Raw genomic sequence first — 24,789 nt, 5'->3', positions numbered from 1 at the left:
GGTAATGTCCAAGGTAAAGCCGCGACTTTGCACTGTTTAGCTGGTATCTACGCGGACACGGGAAAAATAGAAGAAGCGATCGCCCACTACCAGCAGTCTTTAGAAATCACTGAAAGCATTGGTGATGTCAAAACTAAAGCCGCGACTTTGCACTGTTTAGCTAGTATCTACGCGGACACGGGAAAAATAGAAGAAGCGATCGCCCTCTACCAGCAGTCTTTAGAAATCAAAGAAAGCATTGGTAATGTCCAAGGTAAAGCCGCGACTTTGCACCAATTAGCTATTATCTACGCCAACACGGGAAAAATAGAAGAAGCGATCGCCCACTACCAGCAGTCTTTAGAAATTGAAGAAAGCATTGGTAATGTCCAAGGTAAAGCCGCGACTTTGCACTGTTTAGCTGGTATCTACGCGGACACGGGAAAAATAGAAGAAGCGATCGCCCACTACCAGCAGTCTTTAGAAATCACTGAAAGCATTGGTGATGTCAAAACTAAAGCCGCGACTTTGCACTGTTTAGCTAGTATCTACGCGGACACGGGAAAAATAGAAGAAGCGATCGCCCACTACCAGCAGTCTTTAGAAATCACTGAAAGCATTGGTGATGTCAAAACTAAAGCCGCGACTTTGCACTGTTTAGCTGGTATCTACGCGGACACGGGAAAAATAGAAGAAGCGATCGCCCACTACCAGCAGTCTTTAGAAATCAAAGAAAGCATTGGTAATGTCCAAGGTCAAGCCGCGACTTTGGCGATGTTGGGACAGTTGTTAGCAGATGAAAAAGGAGATTTTGTGACTGCACTGGATTATTTACATCAGTCTTTAGAGATATTCCAGTGTATTCAATCACCCAATGCTGAAACAGTGAGAGAAATTATTAATGATGTGCGAAAAATGGCAAACGGTTAAGGTAATTTCTTTAAATTCCAAACTTTGATAACATTGTAAAAAATCTGCGTTTATCTGCGTCCATCTGCGTTTAATTATTACTGCTTGTATCTCACTTGAATGGGAATTGCTATAATAATTTCCCCAAGAATTTATGGGAATGAAAAGTTATCAAGACTATCGGGTAATTAATCTCTGGGAAATTGAAGCTAGTTTAGTATTTGCAGAAAATTTATCAAGTTTATTACCCTTTGTCCCAATTCTCAAAGGAGGTGGTGAAGAAGCAGTTGTCAGAGAAGCAGTAATTAAACTCCGAGAAAATGAACAGTTAAGCGATTTAGAACCATTATTATCATTTTTTGCATCCTTTGTCCTAGAAATACCAATAGTTCAACAAATCATGAGGTGGGATATGACAGTATTAAGAGAATCACCCTGGTATAACGAAATCCTCAAACAAGGTTTACAACAAGGTGAACAACAAGGTGAAGCTAATTTAGTTATTCGTCAATTATCAAAGCGTTTTGGTAATCTAGATCCAGTAATTGCATCACAAATCCGCCAGTTATCAATTTCACAATTAGAAATATTAGGAGAAAGTATTTTTGATTTTTCTGCTATGGCTGATTTAGAAACATGGTTACAACAAAATATTGATTAAGTCATTGAAAGAGACATTTCCTCAAATGCCTCTTTTTTTGGAAATGTCTAATCAACTTTAAACCTAGTTAATAATTCCTCACGGGAAAGATTAAGTAATAACTGGGTTCTTTCTGTAGGGGAAAGTTCCATCAACTGACTGATAATAGCAGATAAATCCTCATCTAAATTACTAAAACGCACCGCTAACAAACTCTCGACCATCAACCGCTGTCCGTCTTGTTTCCATTCTTCACACTGTTTAAGATACGCAGGTGATAAACTCATAATTAACTCCCTTACTTCTTCATCATTGACATTACTATTCAATTCTAAATTTTTTCGCCAAGATGCGAAAATTCTTACTAGATACTTCCATTTATCATTGTCTTTTGACAGTTCCACGACTTCGCTGATAGCCGCTGTTTGAGTTCTCCCTTTTCCTAATACCCTTAACCATAGTGTATCCTCTGTCATGGGTAACTGGTTAATAGCCACAATAGCTGCTTTCTGGTATTTTGGCAGAAAATAAACTCCTTTTTCCCATCCCTCCTTTGTTTTTGCTCCAAACCCTTCCAAGATTCTTTCAGAACAAGTGGGTGTTAAAATCCATAGAAGGGGTAATTCTTCTTCAGAGATAGAACTTTTTTCTCTTTTGGCTTGTCGTAATAATTCACCCTGAACGCTATACAATTTTACCAAACAACTTCTAATTTCTACCTCGTTAGGTGCATTGCGGTAAGGTTCAAAAAGACAGCTTTTAACTGCCATTTTTCCTAATAATCCTAATTCAGAATTTATAGCTGTTGTTGTCGGAACAAACCAAACATCTATTTCCTGAACTTCGCTTTTTACATCTTTGCTGATTGTGACATTACCTAAAGGTTTTAATAATTCTTCTAGGTATTCTTTAGCCAGTTGGTCGTGCAGTTGTCGTGTCATCATTCCCCGCTGGGTTGTCAGCTTGACTATTCTGGTATTTATTTTAAGATAGTTCTTCCTTATCAATTTTACTATAGCAAATTTCAAATCAATTGTCAAGCATCTAAATACTGTTTTTGCGCGAAAAATCAAAGGTTAATTAACCACTAAATTCATCAATTCCGCGCTAAGTGCCAAAACAACATACACTTTTTGTGAATTAAGCTAACAAAAGGAGTTGACTGTGACTAAGTTCTTATTCGTAACAGATTTAGATCATACCTTCGTAGGGGATGATCAAGCATTATTGCAGTTGAGCGATCGCTTGCAAAGTCATCGTCAACAATATGGGACAAAGATAGTCTACTCTACAGGGCGATCGCCTGTGCTTTACCGCGAACTCCAACAGGAACAAAATCTCTTTTCTCCAGATGCTTTGGTTCTGTCTGTGGGTACGGAAATCTATTTAGATGGTAGTAATAATCATGACGCAGAATGGTCAAACATTCTTGCTCAAGGTTGGGATAGGCAAAAAATCCTCTCTATCACTGAGCAATTCCCGGAATTAGTGCTACAACCAGATACAGAACAACGTCCTTTTAAAGTCAGTTTTTTCCTGAAAGCGGAATTGTCGGGCATCTTACCACAACTTGAAACCGAGTTGCAAAAAACTCAACTAAATGTAAAGTTAATTTATAGTAGTGAAATTGACCTTGACATTTTACCCCATACCAGCGATAAAGGTCAAGCAATGCAGTTTTTACGACAGAAGTGGAAATTTGCAGCCGAGCAGACTGTTGTTTGTGGTGATTCAGGTAATGATATAGCTTTATTCGCTGTCGGTCAGGAACGGGGAATCATTGTCGGGAATGCTCGTCCAGAGTTACTCCAATGGTATCATCAGCATCCTGCGGACTACCGTTACCTCGCCCAAAACCGTTGTGCTGCTGGGATTATGGAAGGTTTAAAATATTTTGGTTTCCTAGAATGATTAGCTATCTTAAAGGTATCGTTGCTGGTGTCCAAGCCATTACTCCTAATCGCGTCATCTTGACCTTAGAAGTCAATGGCACAGGTTACGATTTACAAATTCCCCAACGTTTGTCCAACCAGTTAACATCAACTGGGGATGTGATCCAAATCTTTACCCATTACCAGATTCGAGAGGAAATCCCCATGCTTTATGGTTTTTCTTCTCCTTCCGAACGGGATTTATTTCGCCATTTGCTCAGTGTTAGCGGTATTGGTGCGGCATTAGCGATCGCTCTCTTGGATACAATGGAATTACCAGAGTTAGTCCAAGCCATTGTCGCTGCTAACATCCAAATGCTCATTCAAGCCCCTGGAGTGGGCAAGAAAACCGCTGAACGCATCTGTTTAGAACTAAAGAGTAAACTCATCGAATGGCGCAAATCAGCGGGCTTCTTTGTGGCTACAGGGGGACCCGCACCAGGAATTTTAGAAGAAGTGCAAATGACTCTTTTCGCTTTGGGATATACTGCCCATGAAGTCAGTCACGCTTTGCACACAGTTAGCGAAAATATTGGTTTACCCAAAAATGCCTATGTGGAAGATTGGATTAGACAAGCGATCGCTTATCTTAGCAGTAGTGAAGTAGAGTGTTCCTAATTCATGATCAATAATAATCCCTATGCTTGGATAAATGAATCTCTCGCCACTATTCATCGGGCTGACTGGTATCGTTGCGTGCAACCGATTCACAGCCAACCCGGTGCAACTGTGGTATTATCTGGGCAAGAGGTTATTAACTTTGCCAGTAATGATTACTTAGGACTAGCAGGAGATGAACGCTTAAAAATAGCCGCCATTACTGCTATTCAACAATTCGGCACTGGTAGTACAGGTTCTAGATTACTCAGTGGGCATCGAGAAATACATAGAGAATTAGAACAGGGAATCGCATCTACTAAACAAACCGAAGACGCATTAGTATTTAGTTCTGGTTATTTAGCAAATTTAGGGACTATTGCGGCTATAGTTGGGAAAAGAGACTTAATTTTAACGGATGAATATAACCATTCCAGCTTAAAAAAAGGGGCAATTCTCAGCGGTGCAACTGTTATGGAATATCCGCACGGTGGTACTGCAGTACTGCAAGAAAAGTTATGGGAACACAGGAAAAATTTTCGCCGCTGTTTGATCATCACTGATAGCGTCTTTAGCATGGATGGTGATTTATGTCCATTACCCCAACTGCTAGATTTAGCTGAAGAATTTAGTAGTATGCTACTGCTCGATGAAGCTCATGCTACGGGAGTGATGGGAAAAACTGGCGCTGGCTGTGTAGAACATTTTGGGTGTACAGGCAGAGAATTAATTCAAATTGGTACATTAAGTAAAGCTTTGGGAAGTTTAGGCGGATATGTTGCTGGAAGTGGCTCTCTAATTGACTTTTTACGCAATCGCGCCCCCAGTTGGATTTATACTACAGCCCTTTCTCCCGCAGACACAGCAGCAGCAATAGCTGCTATTAAGATAGTGCGAGAAGAACCGGAAAGGCGATCGCAACTTTGGCAAAATGTCAATTATTTAAAACAATTAATTACAGAAAATTTACCTAACTTAAAATTATTCCCCACAGAATCACCAATATTATGTTTTCAATTATCTAATGCAGCAGCCGCATTAACAGCCGGAAAGCATTTGCGAGAATCAGGAATTTTTGCGCCAGCCATTCGTCCCCCCACAGTTAGCACCAGCCGGATTAGAATATCTGTAATGGCTACCCATGAGTTAGGACATCTTCAGAAATTGGTAGAAGTGATTAAACGCATAGAAGGGTAATGACAATTATTTCGCGCAAAGTCGCAAAGGAGCAAAGACGCAAAGAAGAAAAGGAAGAGATTTTCTTTTTAACCCATTGTAGAGATTTAGCAAAAAATCAAATCATGTAAATCCTTAAATCATAAAAATCATAGTTCAGACATTTTCGGTTAAAAATATTTGGAAGGGTAAATAACTAAAGAGTCCCTACACCAGAAACTACCAACCGAAAACCGTAGTCATAACACCTATCGTATGGGTTACTGTAGTGACGATACGCAGAACGGCAAATTTTATCATCACTACACCATGAACCACCGCGCATTACATAGACATCATTGCTACTAATCCAAGGAATGCTGTCATTAGGCCAAATAGGTGCATTTATATAATTTTCACGCCAGCCATCTTCACACCACTCCCATACATTACCGTGCATATCATACAACCCAAAATTATTGGGAGGAAACTTTCCTAAATCTGTCGTTTTTCCGAATAGAAATTTACTATAATTTGCTAAATCGAAGGTAATACTTTCACCAAAGTAGTAAGGAGTTGTTTTTACCTTCGATAAATTCCTGAACTAAATATAATCTTCCTTCTTGGGGAAAGAATGCGAGTAAATCTGGAATATGTGAATGTTTCCCTAAATCTCGCAGTCGAAAAGCTTCTTAGCTACTAAAATCTCTCAAACATCAAAACAAGAAACTGAATGGGAGTTTGCAGAAATCTGGGTAGATACGTTGATATCTCCTCCTTATATTCTGATGTTAGTCAAAGAACAATCAGGAAAATTCTGTATCCATAACCCTGCACAAAACTATAAAATCATCTTTGCCAGTGACAATTATGAAGCCGCGAAAATGTGGCTACTAGAGGATGAATACGAGCGATTGAATAATCGTATTTTACAACAAGATTCTGATTGATGATGAAGATTAAAAATATTATAGCCCCCTCCTCGCTTGCGGGGTGGGGTTCAACAACTTTGCTGATAGCTTCAGTTTGAGTTTTGCCTTTTCCCATTGCCCTTAACCATAGTGTATCCTCTATTAAGCAATCACAGATCAAAAGTATGGAAGAATTAGAGTGAGAATTCAGGAGTCAGGAGGTCAGGAGGTAGGGGCGCAGGGTCTGCGCCCTCAGTTGTATTGCATCAACAGTGATAACCGCTGTATACTAAATTCTTCCCAATTAGAATAATTTAGTTATCAATATGTCACCTCATATCCAAACCTTAATTTCATTAAGAGACTTCCAAGAAATAAATTATCCTAAGAAACGAACCACAGAGGCACAGAGTACACAGAGAGAGAATTTCTGCATCAGTTTTGGGACATTTTTTTATTTGGAAGTCTCTAATCGAAACCTTACCCTTAAATATCCAAAAACAAATAGTAGAACATCTTCAAGAATATATTCAACAATTTACCAAAAATTTAGATCCTCAACAAAAAATCATCCCAACAGATGATTATTCCTCAAAACTTTCTCCAGAAGAATTGGAAATGTTGAATAATTGCACAGAAATTCCTGTCTGGTCTCCCTTTGATTCATCGCAATGAATATAATTTCTGGATGCTAAAACCCAGAGAATTTATCAGTAGAATTAATCCAAAATCTAAAATCTAAAATCGGATGACCCTTGACTTTTCTAATACCGCCCTTTCCGTAACTGGATTAACCGACTACCTAAAATTACTCTTAGAACAAGATGAAATTCTCAGACAAGTATGGGTAACTGGGGAAGTTTCCAGCGCCAATCATCACCAAAGTGGGTTATTTTTTACACTAAAAGATACGGATAGTACAGCCTCTATTAAGTGCGTATCTTGGAAAAGTCAAGTAGCAAAATTGGCACAAATGCCTGTGGCTGGCGAACAGTTAATTATTTTAGGCAGTATTCGGATTTATCCACAACGGGGAGAGTATCAATTAACAGTGTGGCAAGCCTTACCCGCGGGTGTAGGTTTACAGGCGTTACGCTATCAACAACTAAAAAATCGCTTACAGGCTGAGGGACTATTTGATACAGAAAGAAAGAAATACATTCCCCCACATCCGCAAATTATCGCCGTTATTACGTCCCCAACAGCAGCCGCTTGGGGTGATATTCAAAAAACCCTTAAACATAGATATCCCGGCTTACACATCTTATTTTCTCCCGCAACAGTACAAGGTGAACAAGCACCAGCATCCATCGTAAAAGCCATTGAACGGGTCAAAAAAGATGGTCGTGCAGAAGTATTAATTTTATCGAGAGGTGGTGGTGCTGTTGAAGAACTAGCTTGTTTTAATGATGAAAGAGTCGTTATGGCTGTTGCTAATTGTCCAATACCAGTAATAACAGGAATTGGACACCAAAGGGATGAATCCTTAACAGATTTAGTTGCTGATTCATGGGTACATACACCAACAGCCGCAGCGGAAACAGTTGTCCCGTCACTGTCTGATTTACAAATTCAACACCAACAGCGAATTATCGGCTTGTGTACAGCCGTCAATTCATCATTAGCAGTTAGGGAAAAGCAACTTCAAGGATTAAAACATCGGTTGCGTCAATTGCGGTTAGATAGACAAGTAGAACAGGAAAGAGACAAGTTATCTTGGAAACAGCGGCAATTATTACAAGTAACAACGGGAAAATTACAACAAGCCAATCAACACTTAGAAATGTTACGTCAAAAATTGGCCAGTATTGACCCTCAATCTGTATTACAGCGTGGTTACGCAGTAGTGATAACAGAAAATGGTGTAATTCCTCATTCTGTATCAGAATTAACTATAGGAGAAAATTTAGTGATTCAGTTGGCACAAGGTAAGGTAACAGTTAAAGTTATAGAAGTTACTGAAAGTTAAATTCTGGAAAAGTATATTTTCAGACTTCAGACTTTATGCCCAGGATGCTCTACTGTATGATGTAAGCTATGTCCTATCATGATTCTGCCTTACTACAAAAAATTTCCGTCGAGATTTGTCAATCAATTATTGCCATTCAACAACAGCAACCAGAATTACTGATTGCAAAATATCGGACTATTAACTGGCAAATATCTACAAATAAATCGGCTCTAAGTGCAAAATTTAGAGCTATACTCAGCCAAACTCAAAGCTGGGACGAATTATTACAAAAACTGCAATCATCACTTAAAGCAGTGCTTGTTCCCGCAGCTTTTGATTCACAAATAATATTAGATTTAATATCTGATATTGAGCAGTTAAATTCCGAAAATATTGAAGTAAATGCTAATCATTTACTTCAACGACAATCTGTAAATATAACTATTTTGCTTTTAGATGCAGAAAACTTACAACTGAACACGAATACAGAAAAGTTTTTAACTACAATTTGTCATTCTCCTGTACAAGTTAAAATTGCTTTTGCTAATTGGTCAAATCGCGGAAAGTTGGATGTAGAATTACATGAACGTGGCTATGATTTAATTCATGTTCCTGCTGGTAGAGATAATGCTGATGGTAAAATGATTGCGGTGGGTTCTTCTATTCATGAGCGCTATCCTAATGTTAAGGAAGTGTTTGTTTGTTCCTCAGATAAGGTAATGACCAACTTATGTAATACGTTACAGCAAAATGGGATATTAGTTTATCAAGTTAGTCAACATGGAGAAAATATTAAGGTATTTAATAGTACAACCAGTGAAACTGTTAATTATTCTCTGAAACCTGCGCCAGAAATACCTTCTATAGAGCAGTTTATTTTTCAAATCAAGGGCTTGATTAAATTACAACAAAAGCAAACTGCTAGTTATTGGGTGAAACTTTCGATTCTGTCTAAATTATTTAAAAGCAAACATCAATTAACTATTAGTCAAATTATTGCTCATCATTTTCCTGGTAAAAAAGCCAAAGATGTATTTATTAACTATCCATCTGAGATTGTCATTCATCAAATTGATGAGAAATCTGAATTATATGTCACAATCTTTGAACATCAACAAATCCAATCAGAAGATAGTCAAGCTAATGTAAAAGCTACAATATCAAGCGGATTACCTGCTATTAATTCTGCCGCAGATTTAGAACAGGCGATTAAAAATATTTTGACAGCTTTAAGTAAATTAGATAATCAGCAATTTGTGGATATTAGTATTTTGGGTAGTAAGTTTTATCAGCAATATGGTCAACCGATTACGGAACAAATAAAACAATTGCAGATTGGTGGTAGTTTTGTGAAGTTTTTACATTCTTGTAATTCTTTGCAAATTCAGCAGCTAGGTAAAAGATGGGAGGTGGGTGTGAAAAAATCTGAACTATGATTTGTCTGATTTATTTGATTGGGATGATGAAACATAGAATACCGAGATAGGTTAGAGAACTCCACAAAAAAGATGAACTGCTTGCAGCAGCGCCTCGCTATCCAATCTTGTGGGATGGGCATCTTGCCCGTCCTTGTATTATTAGCGGGCTTTTCCACCCGCACCACAAGAAATTTTGGGATACTTTTTTAATTGGAGAACTCTTAATAATTCTTTTTTCCTTATTCCCTCTTTCTGACTCCTTCTTCTGGTTAAACCCAGAATACCGAGATAGACTGTACTATAAATATAGTCTGTAAAGAAATGTAAATATGATGATGTTACAAGATAAAGTTATTGTCATTGTCGGTGCTACTGGTGGTATTGGTGCTACTTTAACTCGTAAGTTGTCCTCCACTGGTGCGCGGTTGGTACTTGCGGCTAGAGACAGGGAAAGTTTAGCTGCATTAGCAAATGGATTATCAGCAGATGTGCTGACAGTTCCCACCGATATTACTCAACCTCAACAGGTGGAAGCGTTAATCCAAGCAACAATATCCCAGTTTGGACAAATTGATGTCCTGGTAAATGCAGCCGGAGCGGGGATTCTCAAAGCCTACAATAACATTGAATCGGCAGATTTAGAGGCAATGCTGGATCTAAATTTAAAAGGCTGTTTTTACACGACTCAAGCAGCAGCGAAGGAGATGCAAAAACGCAAATCTGGTCATATTTGTAATGTTGTCGGTATTCTTGGTAAACATTCAATGCCTATGGCTGCGGCTTATTCTGCGTCTAAGTTCGGTGTGGTGGGTTTTAGTAAATGTATAGCGGAAGAACTGAAACGTTTTGGGGTGAAAATGACACTTTTTTACTTTGGAGGGATAGATTCTTCTTTTTGGGATAAGGTAAATTTAAAAGTAGATCGGAGTAAAATGCTGAGTTGTGAGACTGCGGCAAATGCTATTTTTTATGCTTTATCGGCTGAACCACAGGCTATACCTATGGAAATTAATATTCAACCTGAGAGTCATTTGTTTTTCTAGTATGTGATAGATATAGCAATTCTCATGCTAGTCAGGTACAAAGTTTTTTCGTTTTAGGTAGGGAACAGTGAATAAATTGGTGTGTACTTCATTAGACTGGGAAACGCTATAAAGGTGATATTCAGAGGTAACAGGGAAGGGGCAACAGGGAACAGAAAGAACTCATGTTTATAAACATGAGATGGCAATAATGACACTGTTTTTTTCGGGCTACACAGCTTTAAAAATATCTTTCTTTGACTGAGATTTAAACTGGTGCGAATGAGTGTTTCTTATCTGTTCCCTCATCCTTCCTGTTCCCTGTTTTTGTAAATACTGGATTTAAAAGGAATTATGCTGCAAATTGATCACGTTCACTTTTATGTCGAAGATGCCCAAAGGTGGCGAGATTGGTTTGTATATTGTCTTGGGTTTCAAGCAGTGAATGATGGTATTTTTCCCAGGTTTTTTCATCATCCAAAATCGTTACATACTTGTACAGAAGTGGTGAAAAGTGGATCTGTCTACTTCTTACTTTCTTCTGCAATTTTACCGACTAGTCCGGTGGCTGAGTTTTTACGTGAACATCCTCCTGGTGTGGCTGATATAGCCTTTGTAGTTGATGATGTGGAAGATGTGATAGCAAGGGCTATAAGCAATGGTGCAAGGATTCTCCAACCTGTTCAAGATGCTGGATTTTGTCAGTATGCTAAAATTGCTGCTTGGGGTGGTTTAAATCATACGTTAATTAGTAGGGAAAAGGCAAAAATAGCAGAGGTTGACAATATTTCCCGTCATTTCATTACTGCTATTGATCATTTAGTTTTAAATGTGGGTGTGGGTGAGTTGGCAATTGCTGTTAATTGGTATGAGAAAATATTTGATTTTCAACCTCAACAAAGTTTTAATATCAAAACTGATCGTTCCGGTTTGCATAGTCAGGTAATGATTTCTCCTAATGGCAATATTCAATTACCAATTAATGAACCGGCTTCACCTAGTTCGCAAATTCAGGAATTTTTGGAGGTGAACAGAGGTGCAGGTATTCAACATATTGCTTTATTAATACCTGATCTTGTTGATGCAATTTCTCGGTTTCGGGCTGCTGGTTTATCTTTTCTTTCTGTTCCTCAAAATTACTATTTCCAACTCCAACAACGATATAAGTTTTCTCTGTCAACTGAAGAATTGCAAGCCATATCTGACCAAGAAATTCTGGTAGACTGGCATGAAGATTCTCAACCAGGGCAGTTATTATTGCAAATTTTTAGTCAACCAATTTTTTCTAAACCAACTTTTTTCTTTGAGTTTATTGAACGTCGTTCTCTTGCCCAAGGTTTTGGGGAAGGTAATTTTCTGGCTTTATTTCAAGCGATTGAACGGGAACAAATTAAACGCGGTTTTGTTAGGGGTTAGGAGATTTTTAATTGCATATTTAAAATCCAAAATTAGGTTATAGCAGTAATCACGGTTTATGCAATATAATTTAGGGCGCAGGCCCTGCGCCCCTACAGGCTTTACGGACATTGGATAATGGTGGTATGAAAATCAAAAATTCCCTTTTTCACACTCTTATTCTTTGCGCCTCTGCGTCTCTGCGTGAAACAAATTCATACTTTCATTCAAGTCCATAGCGTTACAAGGAGGTTAATAGAAGAAATTAAAGATATCGCTACTTACTGGGAACGCTGAATATTACCTGCTTTTACCCAACCTTCTTTATCGGTATCAGGAATGCGGATTTTTTGCCATTTTTTATCGGCGCTTTCTTCTAAAATAATTACTTTTTTATTACCACCAACTCCACCAGTAGTGGAAGAATTTGTGTCTGGTTCAGACCGCATACTTAACCCATCTGCCCAAGTGACAGTTCCTTCGTAGGCATCTGGTGGTAGTGGTTTGGGTGATTCTGTGGGTGTGGGTGTAGGGCTAGATGTGGGGTTGGGAGTAGCTAGTTTTTTAGGTGGGGATTTGGCAATGGCTTTGGGCTTTTTGGCTTGAAAAGAAGGATTATCATTAGGATACATTGGCTTGGGAGGAGTTACAGCAGTACGGTTAACAAAATAGAGGGCAACTGTTAAGCCAGTACCTAATAAAACTGCGATCGCTAAAACAAAACCGAGTATAACTTTAAGTAAGTTTGTCAGCATATAGTAGGGAATTGGTAATTGGTAATTGGTAATTGGTAATTGGTTAGTTTTTTTCTTCTTTCTTCTTCCTTCTTTCTTTTCTTACTTCTGATAAAGGGCGCGGGCCCCGCGCCCCTACCTCCTGACTCCTATAATTGACGTTGAATGCGATCGCTTAAAGGACTGTATTTTGAGGCTAGACGCGCCCTACCGGATGCTGCCCATTCTTGGAGTTTTTGAATCTGTTCGAGGGCAGTTCGTGCCAAGGGGATAATTTGACTAGCAGCCTCTAAAATATCATCAGTGGTGAAATCACGGTTTTGACTAAAGCCAATGTGCATGGCTTCAATTAACGTTTGTTCAATTTCTGCACCGGAAAAATCGGGGGTTTCGTAGGCTAATCTTTCGATTTCATAGCTGTTCAAATTATGGGGACGCAATCGGGATAAATGCACATTGAAAATGGCTTTTCTTTCTTCTTGGCTGGGTAAACCGACAAAGAAAATTTCATCAAATCGCCCTTTTCTTAACATTTCTGGTGGTAACGCCTGAATATCATTAGCAGTAGCCACAACAAATACAGGAGAAGTTTTTTCCGCTAACCAATTGATAAAAGTCCCAAATACCCGGCTGGTAGTTCCTGCATCACCTTTGCTACCCAAACCAGAAAAAGCCTTATCAATTTCATCAATCCAGAGTATACAGGGAGCGAGCGCTTCTGCGACTTGAATCATTTGCCGGGTGCGGGATTCTGACTCACCCACCAAACCACCAAATAACCGCCCTACGTCTAATCGTAACAGAGGTAAATGCCAATGGTGAGCGATCGCCTTGGCAGTTAAAGACTTACCAGTTCCCTGAATTCCCACCAACATTAACCCACGAGGATGAGGTAAACCGTATTGTCGGGCTTTTTCGCTAAACGAACCCCCACGTCGAATTAACCAATCCTTCAAATTATCCAAACCACCAATATCAGTAATTTCCTCAGTGGCGGGGTAAAAATCAAGAATTTGAGTTTGGCGGATAGTTTGCCGCTTTTCTGCCAAAACTAAATCTACATCTTCTGGTTCTAATTGTCCATGAGTGGCGATTCCTCGCGCCAATACCCGGCGGATTCTTTCCATAGACAACCCTTGACAAGAACGCACCAAATCATCCAAAAACTTGCCAACAGGTGGATTTCCAGTAGCTTGTAACAACCGTTCCACCTCCGTTTTGATTTCCGGGGCGTTAGGTAGGGGAAACTCAACCACCGTCAGCACTTCCGTCAAATCGTCAGGAATAGCGACGCGAGGGGATAATAGGACAATATTTTTCGGTTGTGATTTCAGCAGTTTGGCTAAATTACGAAGTTTACGAGCGATCGCCACATCATCCAAAAATCTATGATAATCTCGTAAAATCAACACCGCTGGGGCAGTAGCAGTCAACTTTTCCACAAACTCCAAAGCCTGTAACGGGTTACGTTTCCCAAACCCCACATCATTGGGACTTCCCTGATAACCGTCCACAAAATCCCAAGTATACACCGGACGATTACCTTGATTTATCGCCTCTTCCCGAATCGCCGCCTCTACCCGTTCCTCCTCATAAGTAGGAATATAAATCAACGGATAACGGGCGCGGAGTAACAATTTAAACTCATCACGAAAATTCATAAAATAACAAGTATGGCTAAAGCCGCATTATCAAAATCAATAAGGTTTAGTATAATACCATATCCGATTGTACACCCCCCATTGATAATCAATGCAGACTTACCAGAGTGAAATTAAAAAATCAAAGATTATAAACTCTTACTCTCTGCGACTCTGCGCCTCTGCGTGAAACAAATCCAAAATAAAAATCCATGCTTACCCAAGATAAAAAACAAATCAACTGGAAACCTATTATCAAAAAATTTGTCGCTGTAGTTGGTGAAAAAGGCGTAGTTCAACGCAAAGAAGAACTTCTCACCTATGAATGTGACGGTTTAACCAGCTATAAACAACGTCCCCCAGTTGCAGTATTACCCAGAACCACAGAACAAGTATCAGAAATTGTCAAAATTTGCAATCAATTCTCCGTTCCTTTTATCGCCAGAGGTTCAGGAACTGGTTTATCTGGTGGTGCTTTACCAACAGAAAATTCCGTTTTGATTATCACTTCTTTAATGCGACAAATCCTCAGCATTGACTTAGAAAATCAACGGGCTGTCGTGCAACCAGGAGTAATTAATAGTTGGGTGACACAGGCAGTTAGCGGTGCTGGTTTTTATTTTGCACCTGACCCTTCTAGTCAAATTATTTGTTCCATTGGTGGCAATATTGCCGAAAATTCTGGGGGAGTCCATTGTTTAAAATATGGTGTGACAACGAATCATGTTTTAGGTTTAAAACTTGTGCTTCCTGACGGTGAAATAGTTGATGTTGGTGGACAAATTTCTGAAATGCCGGGTTATGATTTAACAGGTGTATTTGTCGGTTCAGAAGGAACATTAGGAATTGCCACAGAAATCACTTTAAAAATTCTCAAAAGTGCCGAATCAATTTGTGTATTACTCGCAGATTTTACCAGTGTAGATGCTGCGGCTGCCACTGTTTCTGATATTATCAGCGCGGGGATTATTCCCGGTGGCATGGAAATGATGGATAATATTAGTATTAATGCTGTAGAAGATGTTGTTGCTACTAATTGTTATCCCCGTGATGCCACAGCTATTTTATTAGTAGAAATTGATGGTTTAGAAGTAGAAGTTTCTGCAAATAAACAGCGAGTTACAGAAATTTGCAAAAAGAATGGGGCGCGAAATGTTACTAGTGCTAGTGACCCAGAAACTAGATTAAAATTATGGAAAGGCAGAAAAGCTGCTTTTGCGGCTGCGGGACATATTAGCCCTGATTATTATGTACAAGATGGGGTAATTCCTCGGACTCAATTACCTTATGTCCTCCAAGAAATTGAGAGATTAAGTCATGAATATGGTTATCCTATTGCTAATGTTTTTCATGCTGGAGATGGGAATTTACATCCATTAATTTTATTTGATAATTCTGTACATGGAGAATTAGAAAAAGTCGAAGAATTAGGGGGAGAGATTCTCCGGCTATGCGTAAGAGTAGGTGGTAGTATTTCCGGTGAACATGGTATTGGTGCTGATAAGAAATGCTATATGCCAGATATGTTTAGCGAAGCTGATTTAGAGACTATGCAATGGGTAAGACAGGTATTTAATCCCCAAGGTTTAGCAAATCCTGGCAAGATTTTTCCCACACCTCGCACTTGTGGAGAAGCAGCTAAAGCATCTATTCAACAATTCCCAGATGTAGAAAGATTCTAATTCAGAGGGAACAGGGAACGGGCAACAGGGAACAGGAAAAACTCATGTTTAAAAACATGAGATTGAAATAATGACACTGTTTTTTTCGTGCTACGCATCTTTTAAAAACATCCTTTTTTTGACTGAAGCTCTAAACTGGTGCAAATGAGTGTTTCTTATTTGCTCCCAGTTAAGAGTTCCCTGTTCCCTTCTTTTGTAAAAAATAAATGTTGGGTTAAATGTTGGGTTTCGTTCCATTGCTTCGCAACGCTAATCCAAACAACCTAATATTTATCCTCTCTCTGTGTTCTCTGTGCCTCTGTGGTTGGTTTTTTAAATTTATTGCTTAGAAGTACCCTTAGTTAGACAATTCAGATAGTTTTATATGACTAAAGATAGAGGTTAAAAGTAATTTTATCTATCTTTAGTTAGATAGTATTATAGGTTAATTATTAGAAATTTTTTATTATAATAAATGTAAATATTGCAATAGTAAATTTAGTCAATTATCTGATTCAGATTTTGATTCAGCAAGGCTTTTTTTGAATTTATTTCTCATGATTTGGTTTACCTTTTTAAGATTTATCGTTTACCATGGGAGTTATATATGAGCGAAATCAATGTTCTACCAGTAAATACACCAATAGATTTAAATAACTGCGACAAAGAACCTATACATATTCCTAGTTTAATTCAGCCGCATGGTATTCTCATAGTTTTAGAAGAACCTAAATTAAACATTATTCAAATTAGTCAAAATACTATTGATTTACTTGGTATTCCTCCTCAAGATATTTTAGGTAAAAACCTCAAAGTATTATTCAATAACAGGCAAATTCAATTAATAAAAAAATCTTTAGCAGAAATATCTGAAAAACTTAACCCGTTGGATTTATGTATTCATACCAAAACAAGAAAGCAAAATTTTGATGCCATTATTCATAAATCAAATGGATTCATAATTCTGGAATTAGAAGCTGTTACTGCAAACAATAAAGATGATTTTTTGAGTTTTTACCAATTAGTACAACCGATTATTTGCAAAATGCAAAAATTAGTGTATTTGGATGAAATGTGGCAAATTATGGTGACAGAAATTCGTAATCTGACAGGTTTTGACAGAGTAATGATCTATAAATTTGATCGTGAAGGTGCAGGTCATGTGATAGCAGAAGATAAATTAGAAAGTTTAAGTCCTTTTCTGGGCTTACATTGTCCAGCTTCGGATGTTCCTAAACAAGCTAGAGTATTATATACTCTTAATCCTTTGCGGTTAATTCCTGATGTGAATTATCAATCTGTAGAACTAATATCTCTGAATAATTTAGGCAATAATCAACCTTTGGATCTTAGTCACAGTGTTTTAAGAAGTGTTTCTCCCATACACATTGAATATCTCAAAAATATGGGTGTGACTGCTTCTATGTCAATTTCATTAATTCGAGAACAAAAATTATGGGGTTTAATTGCCTGTCATAATTATTTATCGCCTAAATATATCAGCTATAAATTGCGAACTGCTTGCGAATTAATCGGTAGGGTGATGTCTTTAGAAATCTCTGCCAAAGAAGAAAATGAATATTTAGACTACAAACTTATTTTGAAAGAAGTTTTATCTAATTTTTTGAATGATTTTACTAAAAATGATCATTACATAGAAACTTTAATTCAAAATAGAAGTAAACTTTTAGAATTGGTAGCTGCTGAAGGAGTAGCCGTTTGTGATGCCGAACATATCACAATGATTGGCAAAACTCCTGTATTGGAGGAAGTTAAGAAGATCCGTAATTTTTTAGAAAATCTTATGTTTAATCAAGGTGTAGATAATTATATTTATGAAACAGATTGTTTATCTAAAATTTATCCACAAGCAGAAAAGTTTAAAAATGTCGGTAGCGGTTTGTTAGCAGTAATGATTTCTCAAAAATATAAACAGTATATTTTCTGGTTTCGTCCTGAATTAATTCAAACTGTTAATTGGGCAGGTGATCCTAATAAACCAGTAAAAATAACTGCCAGTGGTGATGTGCGGCTATCTCCCCATAAATCCTTTGATTTATGGCAAGAAATAGTAAAATTAAAATCGTTACCTTGGCAGCAATGCGAAATTGCCATAGCTAAAGAATTGAGAAATATAATTGTGGGGTTACTTTTGCAGCAATCTGAGAAAATTGCCAAAATTAATCAGCAATTAATGCTGGCTTTAAAAGCCGCACAAATGGGAGTATGGGATTGGGATTTACTGAAAAATCTTATAGTTTGGTCTATTGGTCATGATCAATTGGGTGTGCTATTAGAACAGCATTTTATAGATACTTATGATGCTTTTAAAACCCTCATTGATCCACGAGATCGAGAATCTGTAGATTTAGCTATCCATAAGGCTTTAGTTGAGCAGCATGATTATTATCAAGAATTTCGGATGCTTTGCCCTGATGGTAGTATTCATTGGCTGGAAAGTAGAGGGAAATTTTTCTTTAATGATGCAGGTCAAGCTGTGCGATTTTTAGGGACTCTGGTAGAAATTAGCGATCGCAAACTTGCCGAAATTCAACTCCAAGAACTAAATTTAGAGTTAGAAAACAGAGTTAAAAACCGAACTGTTGACCTAGAAAATTCTCAAGCAGCATTACAACGGCAAATAGAACAGGAAAGACTGGTGATGGCGATCACCTTACGTATTCGTCAAAGTTTGCATCTGGATCAAATCCTCAACACTGCTGTAAATGAAGTTCGGGAATTTATGCAAGCAGACCGAGTATTTATTTATCGTTTTCAGTCAGACTACAGAGACTACAGTGGATATGTAGTGGTGGAATCTGTTGATGATGCTTGGACTCCTGCGTTAAATGCTGGCGTTAAAAATACTTACTTGATGGAAAATACCGTCAGGAGATACACACAAGGAGGCTTTCTAGCCATAGCAGATATTTATACAGCCGATCTATCTGAATGTGATCGTGATTTACTAGCGCAATTTCAAATCAAAGCCAAATTGTCAGTTCCTATTATGCAGGGACAAAAATTATGGGGGCTATTAATTGCCAATCAATGTAGGACATCAAGACAGTGGCAACCTTGGGAAATTGATTTCCTGCAAAAATTAGCAACACAAGTAGGCATTGCCATTCAACAATCAGAACTATACCAACAATTAGAACAAGAACTACAAGAACGTCAAAAAATTGAAACAGCTTTGCGACGTAGTGAAAACTTATTTCGTTCTCTCAATGAATTTGCACCTGTAGGTATTTTTAAAACAGATACCCAAGGAAGAATGATCTATAACAATCCTAGCTGTCAGAAAATTTGTGGTTTTACCCTAGAACAATCATTAGGAGAAAGCTGGATCAATTTTATTCACTTTGATGATTTAGAAGTATTTTCACCTCAGTGGAATGAGGGAGTATCAACACATCAGCAACTCGCTACAGAAATACGTTTTGTCCATGAAGATAAAACTGTTCGGATTTGTCGGCTAATTGCTGTTCCCATGTTTTCTGATCTTAATGAATTTGTGGGATATGTCGGCACTATCGAAGATATTACAGATAATCGATTAATGGAAAAAATGAAAAGTGAGTTCATTTCCATAGTTAGTCATGAATTACGAACTCCATTAACATCTATTCGTAGTTCTTTAGGATTACTAACTACTAGTGGCATCAGAAATAACCCAGAAAAAATGCAGAGAATATTAGATATTGCTGCTAGTAATGCCGAACGTTTAACAAGGTTATTAAATGACATTCTTGATTTAGAACGACTAGAAACTAACAAATTTGTCTTGAATAAAAAATCCTGCGATGCGATGACATTAATACACCAGGCTGTAGACTCTATCCAAACATTAGCCAAAGAAGAGAATATTTCCTTACAAATATTAGGTAATTCTGTGCAATTGTGGATAGATGAAGACAGAATTTTGCAAACTCTTGTTAACTTAATCAGTAATGCCTTTAAATTTTCTCCCCCTCACACTACCATCAAAATCACTGTGGAAGAAACGCCAGATAGCCATTTATTTAAAATTCAAGATCAAGGGAGGGGTATTCCTAGCGATAAAATAGAAACAATTTTTGGTAAGTTTCAACAAGTAGATGCTAGTGACTCCCGTGAAAAAGGAGGAACAGGTTTAGGTTTAGCTATTTGTGATACTATTATTAAACAGCATGGGGGCAAAATTTGGGTAGAAAGTGTTGTAGGACAAGGTAGCACTTTTTATTTTTCTATCCCTAAGTAGTTGACAAGTGACAGAACTTACTCAATTATTAATCAATCGCAAAGAACCCCACCCCGCTTTTGCTGACGCAAAATCTCCCCTCCCCTCTTGAGGGGAGGGGACTAAGGGGAGGGGTAGAATGACTGTGGGACAACTATTTCAGCTTAAGTTGATACCAATGTTCATAAATTATTTTTATTTTGGAGTTCAATAAAAAAATGACAGAAAAACATATTTTAGTAATAGATGATAATGATGATGTGGGATTTCTTATTTCCACTTGTCTGGAAGAATTTGGATCATGGCAAGTATTGATAGCTAATAGTGCGAAAAAAGGTTTAAGTTTAGCACAAACACAAAAACCGGATGTCATCCTTTTAGATGTAATGATGCCAGAAATGAATGGGATAACTTTATTTGGTTTATTGCAAAGTGAACCTAAGACCCAAGCAATACCAGTAATTTTTATGACTGCTAAAGTCCAAAATTCAGATTTAGAACTATATCGCAGTTTAGGAGTTAAAGGGATAATTAGCAAACCATTTGAACCCTTTACACTGGTAGAACAAATCACAGAGATGTTGCAATGAAATATGTTCTATGGCATTACTCACACCAGAATTCAGATCCAAGGCTGCAAATATCCTCAATGGAGGAAGAGAAGCAGTTTTACCATCTTAAAAAAATCTTTAAAATTCTTCACATATCACTTATAATTCTTAAAGGCACATAAATATTGTGTCTTTTTTACTGTTTTATTAAAAAATATCCATATCTTTATCTAATCCCCATAATAAAATTAGATTTTGTAGTTATATGGATATTAGCAATCTCGATTTATTTAACAAATGAATTCTGTATTTCAGCAAGTTTTTGGATATTTTTTATGTTTGGGATTTGTCATCAGTTTAACAATATTTCCCATTTTTGCAAATCCTGATTATACTCAAAATTCAAATTCTTTACCTATAACTACAGAAATTCGTGGTGTTTGGCTGACTAATGTTGCCAGTGGTGTCTTTTATATCCCTTGGGGTATTGAAAGGGCAATAAATCAATTAGCTGCACTTAATTTCAATACCATTTATCCCGTAGTTTGGAATCGAGGTTACACTTTTTATAAAAGTCCTTTAGCCAAAAAAATCACAGGTTCAGATAGTCAACCTTTGCTGAATTTTATTCATGGTAAAAATGATTTTTTAGCCAAGGTAGTTAAATTAGCTAAAAGTAAAGATTTGACAATAATTCCTTGGTTTGAATATGGGTTAATGACTCCTCCTGATTCTGCATTAGCTAAACTACATCCAGACTGGTTAACTATTGGACAAAAGGGTGTAGAATCCATATCTGAAAACTTACGAGAAGATATGATTAATGGGGTTTATAAACAAGCTTGGCTAAATCCTCTACATCCTCAAGTTCAGAACTTTATTCGCGGGTTAATTTTAGAAGTTGTCAAAAATTATAATGTAGATGGTATTCAAATTGATGATCATTTTGGAATGCCTGTACAGCTTGGTTATGATGCTTTTACGGTAAATCTTTATCAAAAAGAACATCGAGGAAAAAAACCACCAAGTAATCCTTTTGATTCAGAATGGATGCGCTGGAGGGCTAATAAAATTACTGCATTTATAGACAGTATTTCTAAATCTGTAAAAGCAATTAAACCCTATGCTAAAATATCTCTTTCTCCAAACTCACAATATTTTGCTTATAAATACTATTTACAAGATTGGGAAAATTGGGTAAAACAAGATCTAATAGATGAGTTGATTTTACAGGTATACAGAAGTGAAAAAACCTCTTTCATCACAGAAATGTCCAAACCATCAATAAAATCGGCTATGAAGAAAATTCCTGTAGCTATTGGTATCTCAACCGGAAATTTATTAAAGCCTGTAGAGATTGATCAAGTTAAGGAACAAATAAAAATAGTCCGCAAGCAAAAACTTGCTGGTTTCTCTTTTTTCTATTGGGAAAGTTTATGGGGTTATATTACTCCCGAATCGCCTTATCAACGTCGTCGGGCGTTTCTCCAGATGTTTGATACTCAAGCTGTTAGACCATTAAGATTGAAGAAAATATAATGCAATTATCATCTGTTAAATCTAATTATATAATTTTAAATTTTACCTTTAAATGGGTTTTTGCTACTTTCCTGGGGTTTTTATTGAGTTTATTAATGATTGAAGTCAGTGAAAAACCAGATATGAGTGTTTTAGAAGCTGCTATAGGGAGTTTAACAATTTCTATCCCCCAAAGTTATCTTCTCAGACAATCTATTTCTCCTGGAAAATGGGTACTATCTACTCTTTTTTCTTGGATAATTATTGCAGTAATAGGTGTTGGTGTTTTGGGCTGGACTGTGACTATTTCTGCGTTTCTACCTACGCGAATTTTTTTAGGCATTATTGTTGGTGGTATTGGTGGTTTATTAATTGGTATATCACAATGGTGTTTAGCTATTCCCCCATCATTTCCTTCATCATGGAAATGGATATTTGTCAATATTATAAGTTGGATGATAGCTATGCCTATTGGTTCAACTATCGGCTTATTTTTGCACAGAATTACTAATTTATTTTTAGGGGAAGTAGTGGGATTAGCTATTACCTGGTTATTGGTGGCAATATTAACAGGAATCTCTGCGGTGAAAATAATTAAAGATTTATAGGGTTTGCTGATATACTCAAAACGGCTAGAAGCTAGACTTTTTTATCATACAAAGAACAAGTTCAAAGCCCGTCCAGTATTAAATATTATTCCTTTTCCCTCTCCTCTTAGGCTACGGTGTACACACAAGTTATCGAATCACCATTATTCTTCAAATTACCCCACACTAACCCTCCCCGATGCTTTGGGGAGGGAACTAATTTTTCTGGTTTCCCCCCTTTATAAGGGGGGATTAAGGGGGGTAATTTAACTTTGATTAGACATCTCCAGAAAAGATGTAGAGACGTTCCATGGAACGTCTCTACAAAGGCAGGACAAGCCGCATCTTATTTTTAGTTCCTAATTCTTGATTTATCCTTTGTGCCAGCGTGTACCTTCTTTGCTATCTATTAAGGTAATGCCTTTTGTGAATAATTGATCACGAATTCTATCAGATTCAGCAAAGTTTTTGGCTTTTCTTGCTGCTTGTCTTTGTTGAATTAGTTCCTCAATTTCCACATCACTTAATCCATCCTGTACAGGTGTTTCTGTTTCTGGTTTAGCCGTTAAACCTAAAACATCTGCTAATGTAATTAAAGTTTGCCATTTTTCCAGTAATTCATGGGCGGAAGTTTCTGTTTTGCCTTGATGAACAATAATATTTCCTTCCCGAATTAATTCTTTTGCTAATTCAAAAATTACTGCTAATCCACCGGGGAAATTAAAATCATCATCAACAGCTTCTTTGAATTTCTCAATCTCAGAATTTTGGATTTTGGGTTTTGGATTTTGGATGAGGTTAGATTCATCCCACTCTAATTTTTTACCATGTTGATAACCAAAAAGTAATCCTTCCCTGATGGTATGCCAGCCATTTGTGGCGGCTAATATAGCATCATCGGTAAAATCTATGGGTTTGCGATATTGTGCCATCATCACAAATAATCTTACCGCCATTGGGTCTACACCCCGATCTAATAATTGACGAATGGTGATAAAATTACCCAAGGATTTGGACATTTTTTCCCCATCTACCTTCACCATGCCATTGTGTAACCAATAATTAGCTAAAGGTTTTCCAGTAACGGCTTCTGATTGAGCAATTTCGTTTTCATGGTGAGGGAAAATTAAGTCAGCACCACCAGCATGAATATCTATAGTATCACCCAGGCGATCGCGCACCATCGCCGAGCATTCAATATGCCATCCTGGACGACCTTTTCCCCAGGGAGACTCCCACGCAGGTTCACCGGGTTTTGCAGCCTTCCACAGGGCAAAATCAAAGGGGTATCGCTTCTTTTGATATTCTGCATCTTCGACATTTACCCGTTCACTTGCACCAGCTTGCATATCCTCCAATTTGCGTCCCGAAAGTTTGCCATATTCAGCAAAACTTTGGACAGCATAATACACATCACCAGCAGACGGATACGCAAAACCCTTGTGTTCTAAATCGTGAATTAATCTTTGAATCCCATTCATTGTATGTGTCGCGCGGGGATATTCATCAGCCTCTTTAATTCCTAACCGGGACATATCCTCAAAATAAGCTTGAATATAGCGTTCTGCAACAACTTCCATCGAAGAATCTTCTTCCCGTGCGCGTTTAAGAATTTTATCATCAATATCAGTAAAATTTTGGATATAACGCACATCATAACCAATAAACTGAAGGTAACGACGCACTACATCCCAAACAATACAAGCTCTAGCATGACCCAAATGGCAGTAATCATAAACCGTCACACCGCAGTAATACATCTTAACCTTTCCAGGTTCGACGGTGGTAAATTGTTCTTGACGACGGGTAAGAGTATTGTAAATAGATAGGGTCATAATAGAGTAATGCGGAAATCGGACGATAAACAATAATAACCCAAGTTGATGACAATGGCGTAAATGAAAATTTTAGTAGCTAATAATTGGCTATAATTCTTATTAGTAAAACTTCGTGATCTTGTTCAGGACT

The 24,789-nt window shown here is 37.5% G+C and carries 21 protein-coding genes; 16 read left to right on the top strand and 5 right to left on the bottom strand.

Annotated features, from left to right (window positions below; all coding sequences use genetic code 11):
* Positions 1-909: tetratricopeptide repeat protein (locus AN486_RS15755; RefSeq protein ID WP_290601464.1), on the top strand; the 909-nt coding region annotated here is incomplete at its 5' end.
* A 139-nt stretch (positions 910-1,048) separates the two neighbouring features.
* Positions 1,049-1,549, top strand: a complete 501-nt coding sequence (locus AN486_RS15750; protein WP_290601463.1) for a DUF4351 domain-containing protein — start codon at positions 1,049-1,051, stop codon at positions 1,547-1,549.
* A gap of 47 nt (positions 1,550-1,596) precedes the next feature.
* Here the strand turns inward: AN486_RS15750 and AN486_RS15745 are convergent, their stop codons facing one another.
* Positions 1,597-2,469, bottom strand: a complete 873-nt coding sequence (locus AN486_RS15745) for a hypothetical protein (RefSeq protein ID WP_290601469.1) — start codon at positions 2,467-2,469, stop codon at positions 1,597-1,599.
* Positions 2,470-2,692: 223 nt separating this feature from the next.
* Here AN486_RS15745 and AN486_RS15740 point away from each other — a divergent pair, with 223 nt between their 5' ends.
* The 3 genes from AN486_RS15740 to bioF are packed head-to-tail and all read left to right on the top strand — an operon-like array spanning position 2,693 to position 5,253.
* On the top strand, positions 2,693-3,439 hold the full coding sequence (locus tag AN486_RS15740; protein WP_290601462.1) for a sucrose-phosphate phosphatase: 747 nt from the start codon (positions 2,693-2,695) through the stop codon (positions 3,437-3,439).
* Entirely contained in the window at positions 3,436-4,077 is a 642-nt protein-coding gene (gene ruvA, locus AN486_RS15735; RefSeq protein WP_015080791.1) for a Holliday junction branch migration protein RuvA, read from the top strand. The genes AN486_RS15740 and ruvA overlap by 4 nt, the downstream gene beginning before the upstream one ends.
* 6 nt (positions 4,078-4,083) lie before the next feature.
* On the top strand, positions 4,084-5,253 hold the full coding sequence (gene bioF / locus AN486_RS15730) for an 8-amino-7-oxononanoate synthase (protein ID WP_290601468.1): 1,170 nt from the start codon (positions 4,084-4,086) through the stop codon (positions 5,251-5,253).
* A gap of 175 nt (positions 5,254-5,428) precedes the next feature.
* Here the strand turns inward: bioF and AN486_RS15725 are convergent, their stop codons facing one another.
* A complete protein-coding gene (locus AN486_RS15725; RefSeq protein ID WP_290601467.1) occupies positions 5,429-5,764 on the bottom strand; it encodes a formylglycine-generating enzyme family protein in 336 nt (111 codons plus the stop codon).
* Between the two features lie 235 nt (positions 5,765-5,999).
* Here AN486_RS15725 and AN486_RS15720 point away from each other — a divergent pair, with 235 nt between their 5' ends.
* The 6 genes from AN486_RS15720 to hppD all read left to right on the top strand — a co-directional run bounded on the left by AN486_RS15720 (position 6,000) and on the right by hppD (position 11,929).
* Complete coding sequence (locus AN486_RS15720) at positions 6,000-6,161, top strand: hypothetical protein (RefSeq protein WP_367142443.1); 162 nt, start codon at positions 6,000-6,002, stop codon at positions 6,159-6,161.
* 402 nt (positions 6,162-6,563) lie between these two features.
* Positions 6,564-6,797, top strand: a complete 234-nt coding sequence (locus tag AN486_RS15715; RefSeq protein WP_290601460.1) for a hypothetical protein — start codon at positions 6,564-6,566, stop codon at positions 6,795-6,797.
* A gap of 73 nt (positions 6,798-6,870) precedes the next feature.
* Complete coding sequence (gene xseA / locus AN486_RS15710; RefSeq protein WP_290601459.1) at positions 6,871-8,091, top strand: exodeoxyribonuclease VII large subunit; 1,221 nt, start codon at positions 6,871-6,873, stop codon at positions 8,089-8,091.
* Between the two features lie 68 nt (positions 8,092-8,159).
* Entirely contained in the window at positions 8,160-9,509 is a 1,350-nt protein-coding gene (locus AN486_RS15705) for an NYN domain-containing protein (RefSeq protein ID WP_290601458.1), read from the top strand.
* 314 nt (positions 9,510-9,823) lie between these two features.
* Positions 9,824-10,534, top strand: a complete 711-nt coding sequence (locus AN486_RS15700) for an SDR family oxidoreductase (RefSeq protein WP_174763426.1) — start codon at positions 9,824-9,826, stop codon at positions 10,532-10,534.
* Between the two features lie 333 nt (positions 10,535-10,867).
* Positions 10,868-11,929, top strand: a complete 1,062-nt coding sequence (gene hppD, locus AN486_RS15695; protein WP_290601457.1) for a 4-hydroxyphenylpyruvate dioxygenase — start codon at positions 10,868-10,870, stop codon at positions 11,927-11,929.
* A 260-nt stretch (positions 11,930-12,189) separates the two neighbouring features.
* Here the strand turns inward: hppD and AN486_RS15690 are convergent, their stop codons facing one another.
* Complete coding sequence (locus AN486_RS15690; RefSeq protein ID WP_168634742.1) at positions 12,190-12,663, bottom strand: SH3 domain-containing protein; 474 nt, start codon at positions 12,661-12,663, stop codon at positions 12,190-12,192.
* A 128-nt stretch (positions 12,664-12,791) separates the two neighbouring features.
* A complete protein-coding gene (locus AN486_RS15685; RefSeq protein ID WP_290601456.1) occupies positions 12,792-14,303 on the bottom strand; it encodes an AAA family ATPase in 1,512 nt (503 codons plus the stop codon).
* Positions 14,304-14,494: 191 nt separating this feature from the next.
* Here AN486_RS15685 and glcD point away from each other — a divergent pair, with 191 nt between their 5' ends.
* The 5 genes from glcD to AN486_RS15660 all read left to right on the top strand — a co-directional run bounded on the left by glcD (position 14,495) and on the right by AN486_RS15660 (position 22,842).
* Positions 14,495-15,964, top strand: coding sequence for a glycolate oxidase subunit GlcD (gene glcD / locus AN486_RS15680; protein ID WP_053540530.1), 1,470 nt, complete (start codon positions 14,495-14,497; stop codon positions 15,962-15,964).
* Between the two features lie 586 nt (positions 15,965-16,550).
* A complete protein-coding gene (locus AN486_RS15675; RefSeq protein ID WP_290601455.1) occupies positions 16,551-20,186 on the top strand; it encodes a GAF domain-containing protein in 3,636 nt (1,211 codons plus the stop codon).
* 197 nt (positions 20,187-20,383) lie between these two features.
* Positions 20,384-20,755: a response regulator gene (locus AN486_RS15670; RefSeq protein ID WP_168634745.1), complete on the top strand. Its 372-nt coding sequence runs from the start codon at positions 20,384-20,386 to the stop codon at positions 20,753-20,755.
* 258 nt (positions 20,756-21,013) lie between these two features.
* Positions 21,014-22,255: a glycoside hydrolase family 10 protein gene (locus AN486_RS15665; protein WP_053540528.1), complete on the top strand. Its 1,242-nt coding sequence runs from the start codon at positions 21,014-21,016 to the stop codon at positions 22,253-22,255.
* Positions 22,255-22,842 carry a hypothetical protein gene (locus AN486_RS15660; RefSeq protein ID WP_053540527.1) on the top strand — a complete coding sequence of 196 codons (588 nt, stop codon included), beginning with the start codon at positions 22,255-22,257 and terminating at the stop codon, positions 22,840-22,842. Before AN486_RS15665 ends, AN486_RS15660 begins: the two co-directional genes overlap by 1 nt.
* Before the next feature lie 350 nt (positions 22,843-23,192).
* Here the strand turns inward: AN486_RS15660 and cysS are convergent, their stop codons facing one another.
* The gene (cysS, locus tag AN486_RS15655; protein WP_290601452.1) at positions 23,193-24,656 is read right to left on the bottom strand and encodes a cysteine--tRNA ligase; all 1,464 of its coding nucleotides are present in this window, start codon (positions 24,654-24,656) and stop codon (positions 23,193-23,195) included.
* Positions 24,657-24,789 lie beyond the last annotated feature (133 nt).

Source organism: Anabaena sp. AL93, assembly GCF_001672085.1.
Taxonomy (GTDB): domain Bacteria; phylum Cyanobacteriota; class Cyanobacteriia; order Cyanobacteriales; family Nostocaceae; genus Dolichospermum; species Dolichospermum heterosporum.
The sequence above is the reverse complement of the archived record's forward strand: the minus strand, read 5'-3'. Positions and strand labels throughout refer to the sequence as shown.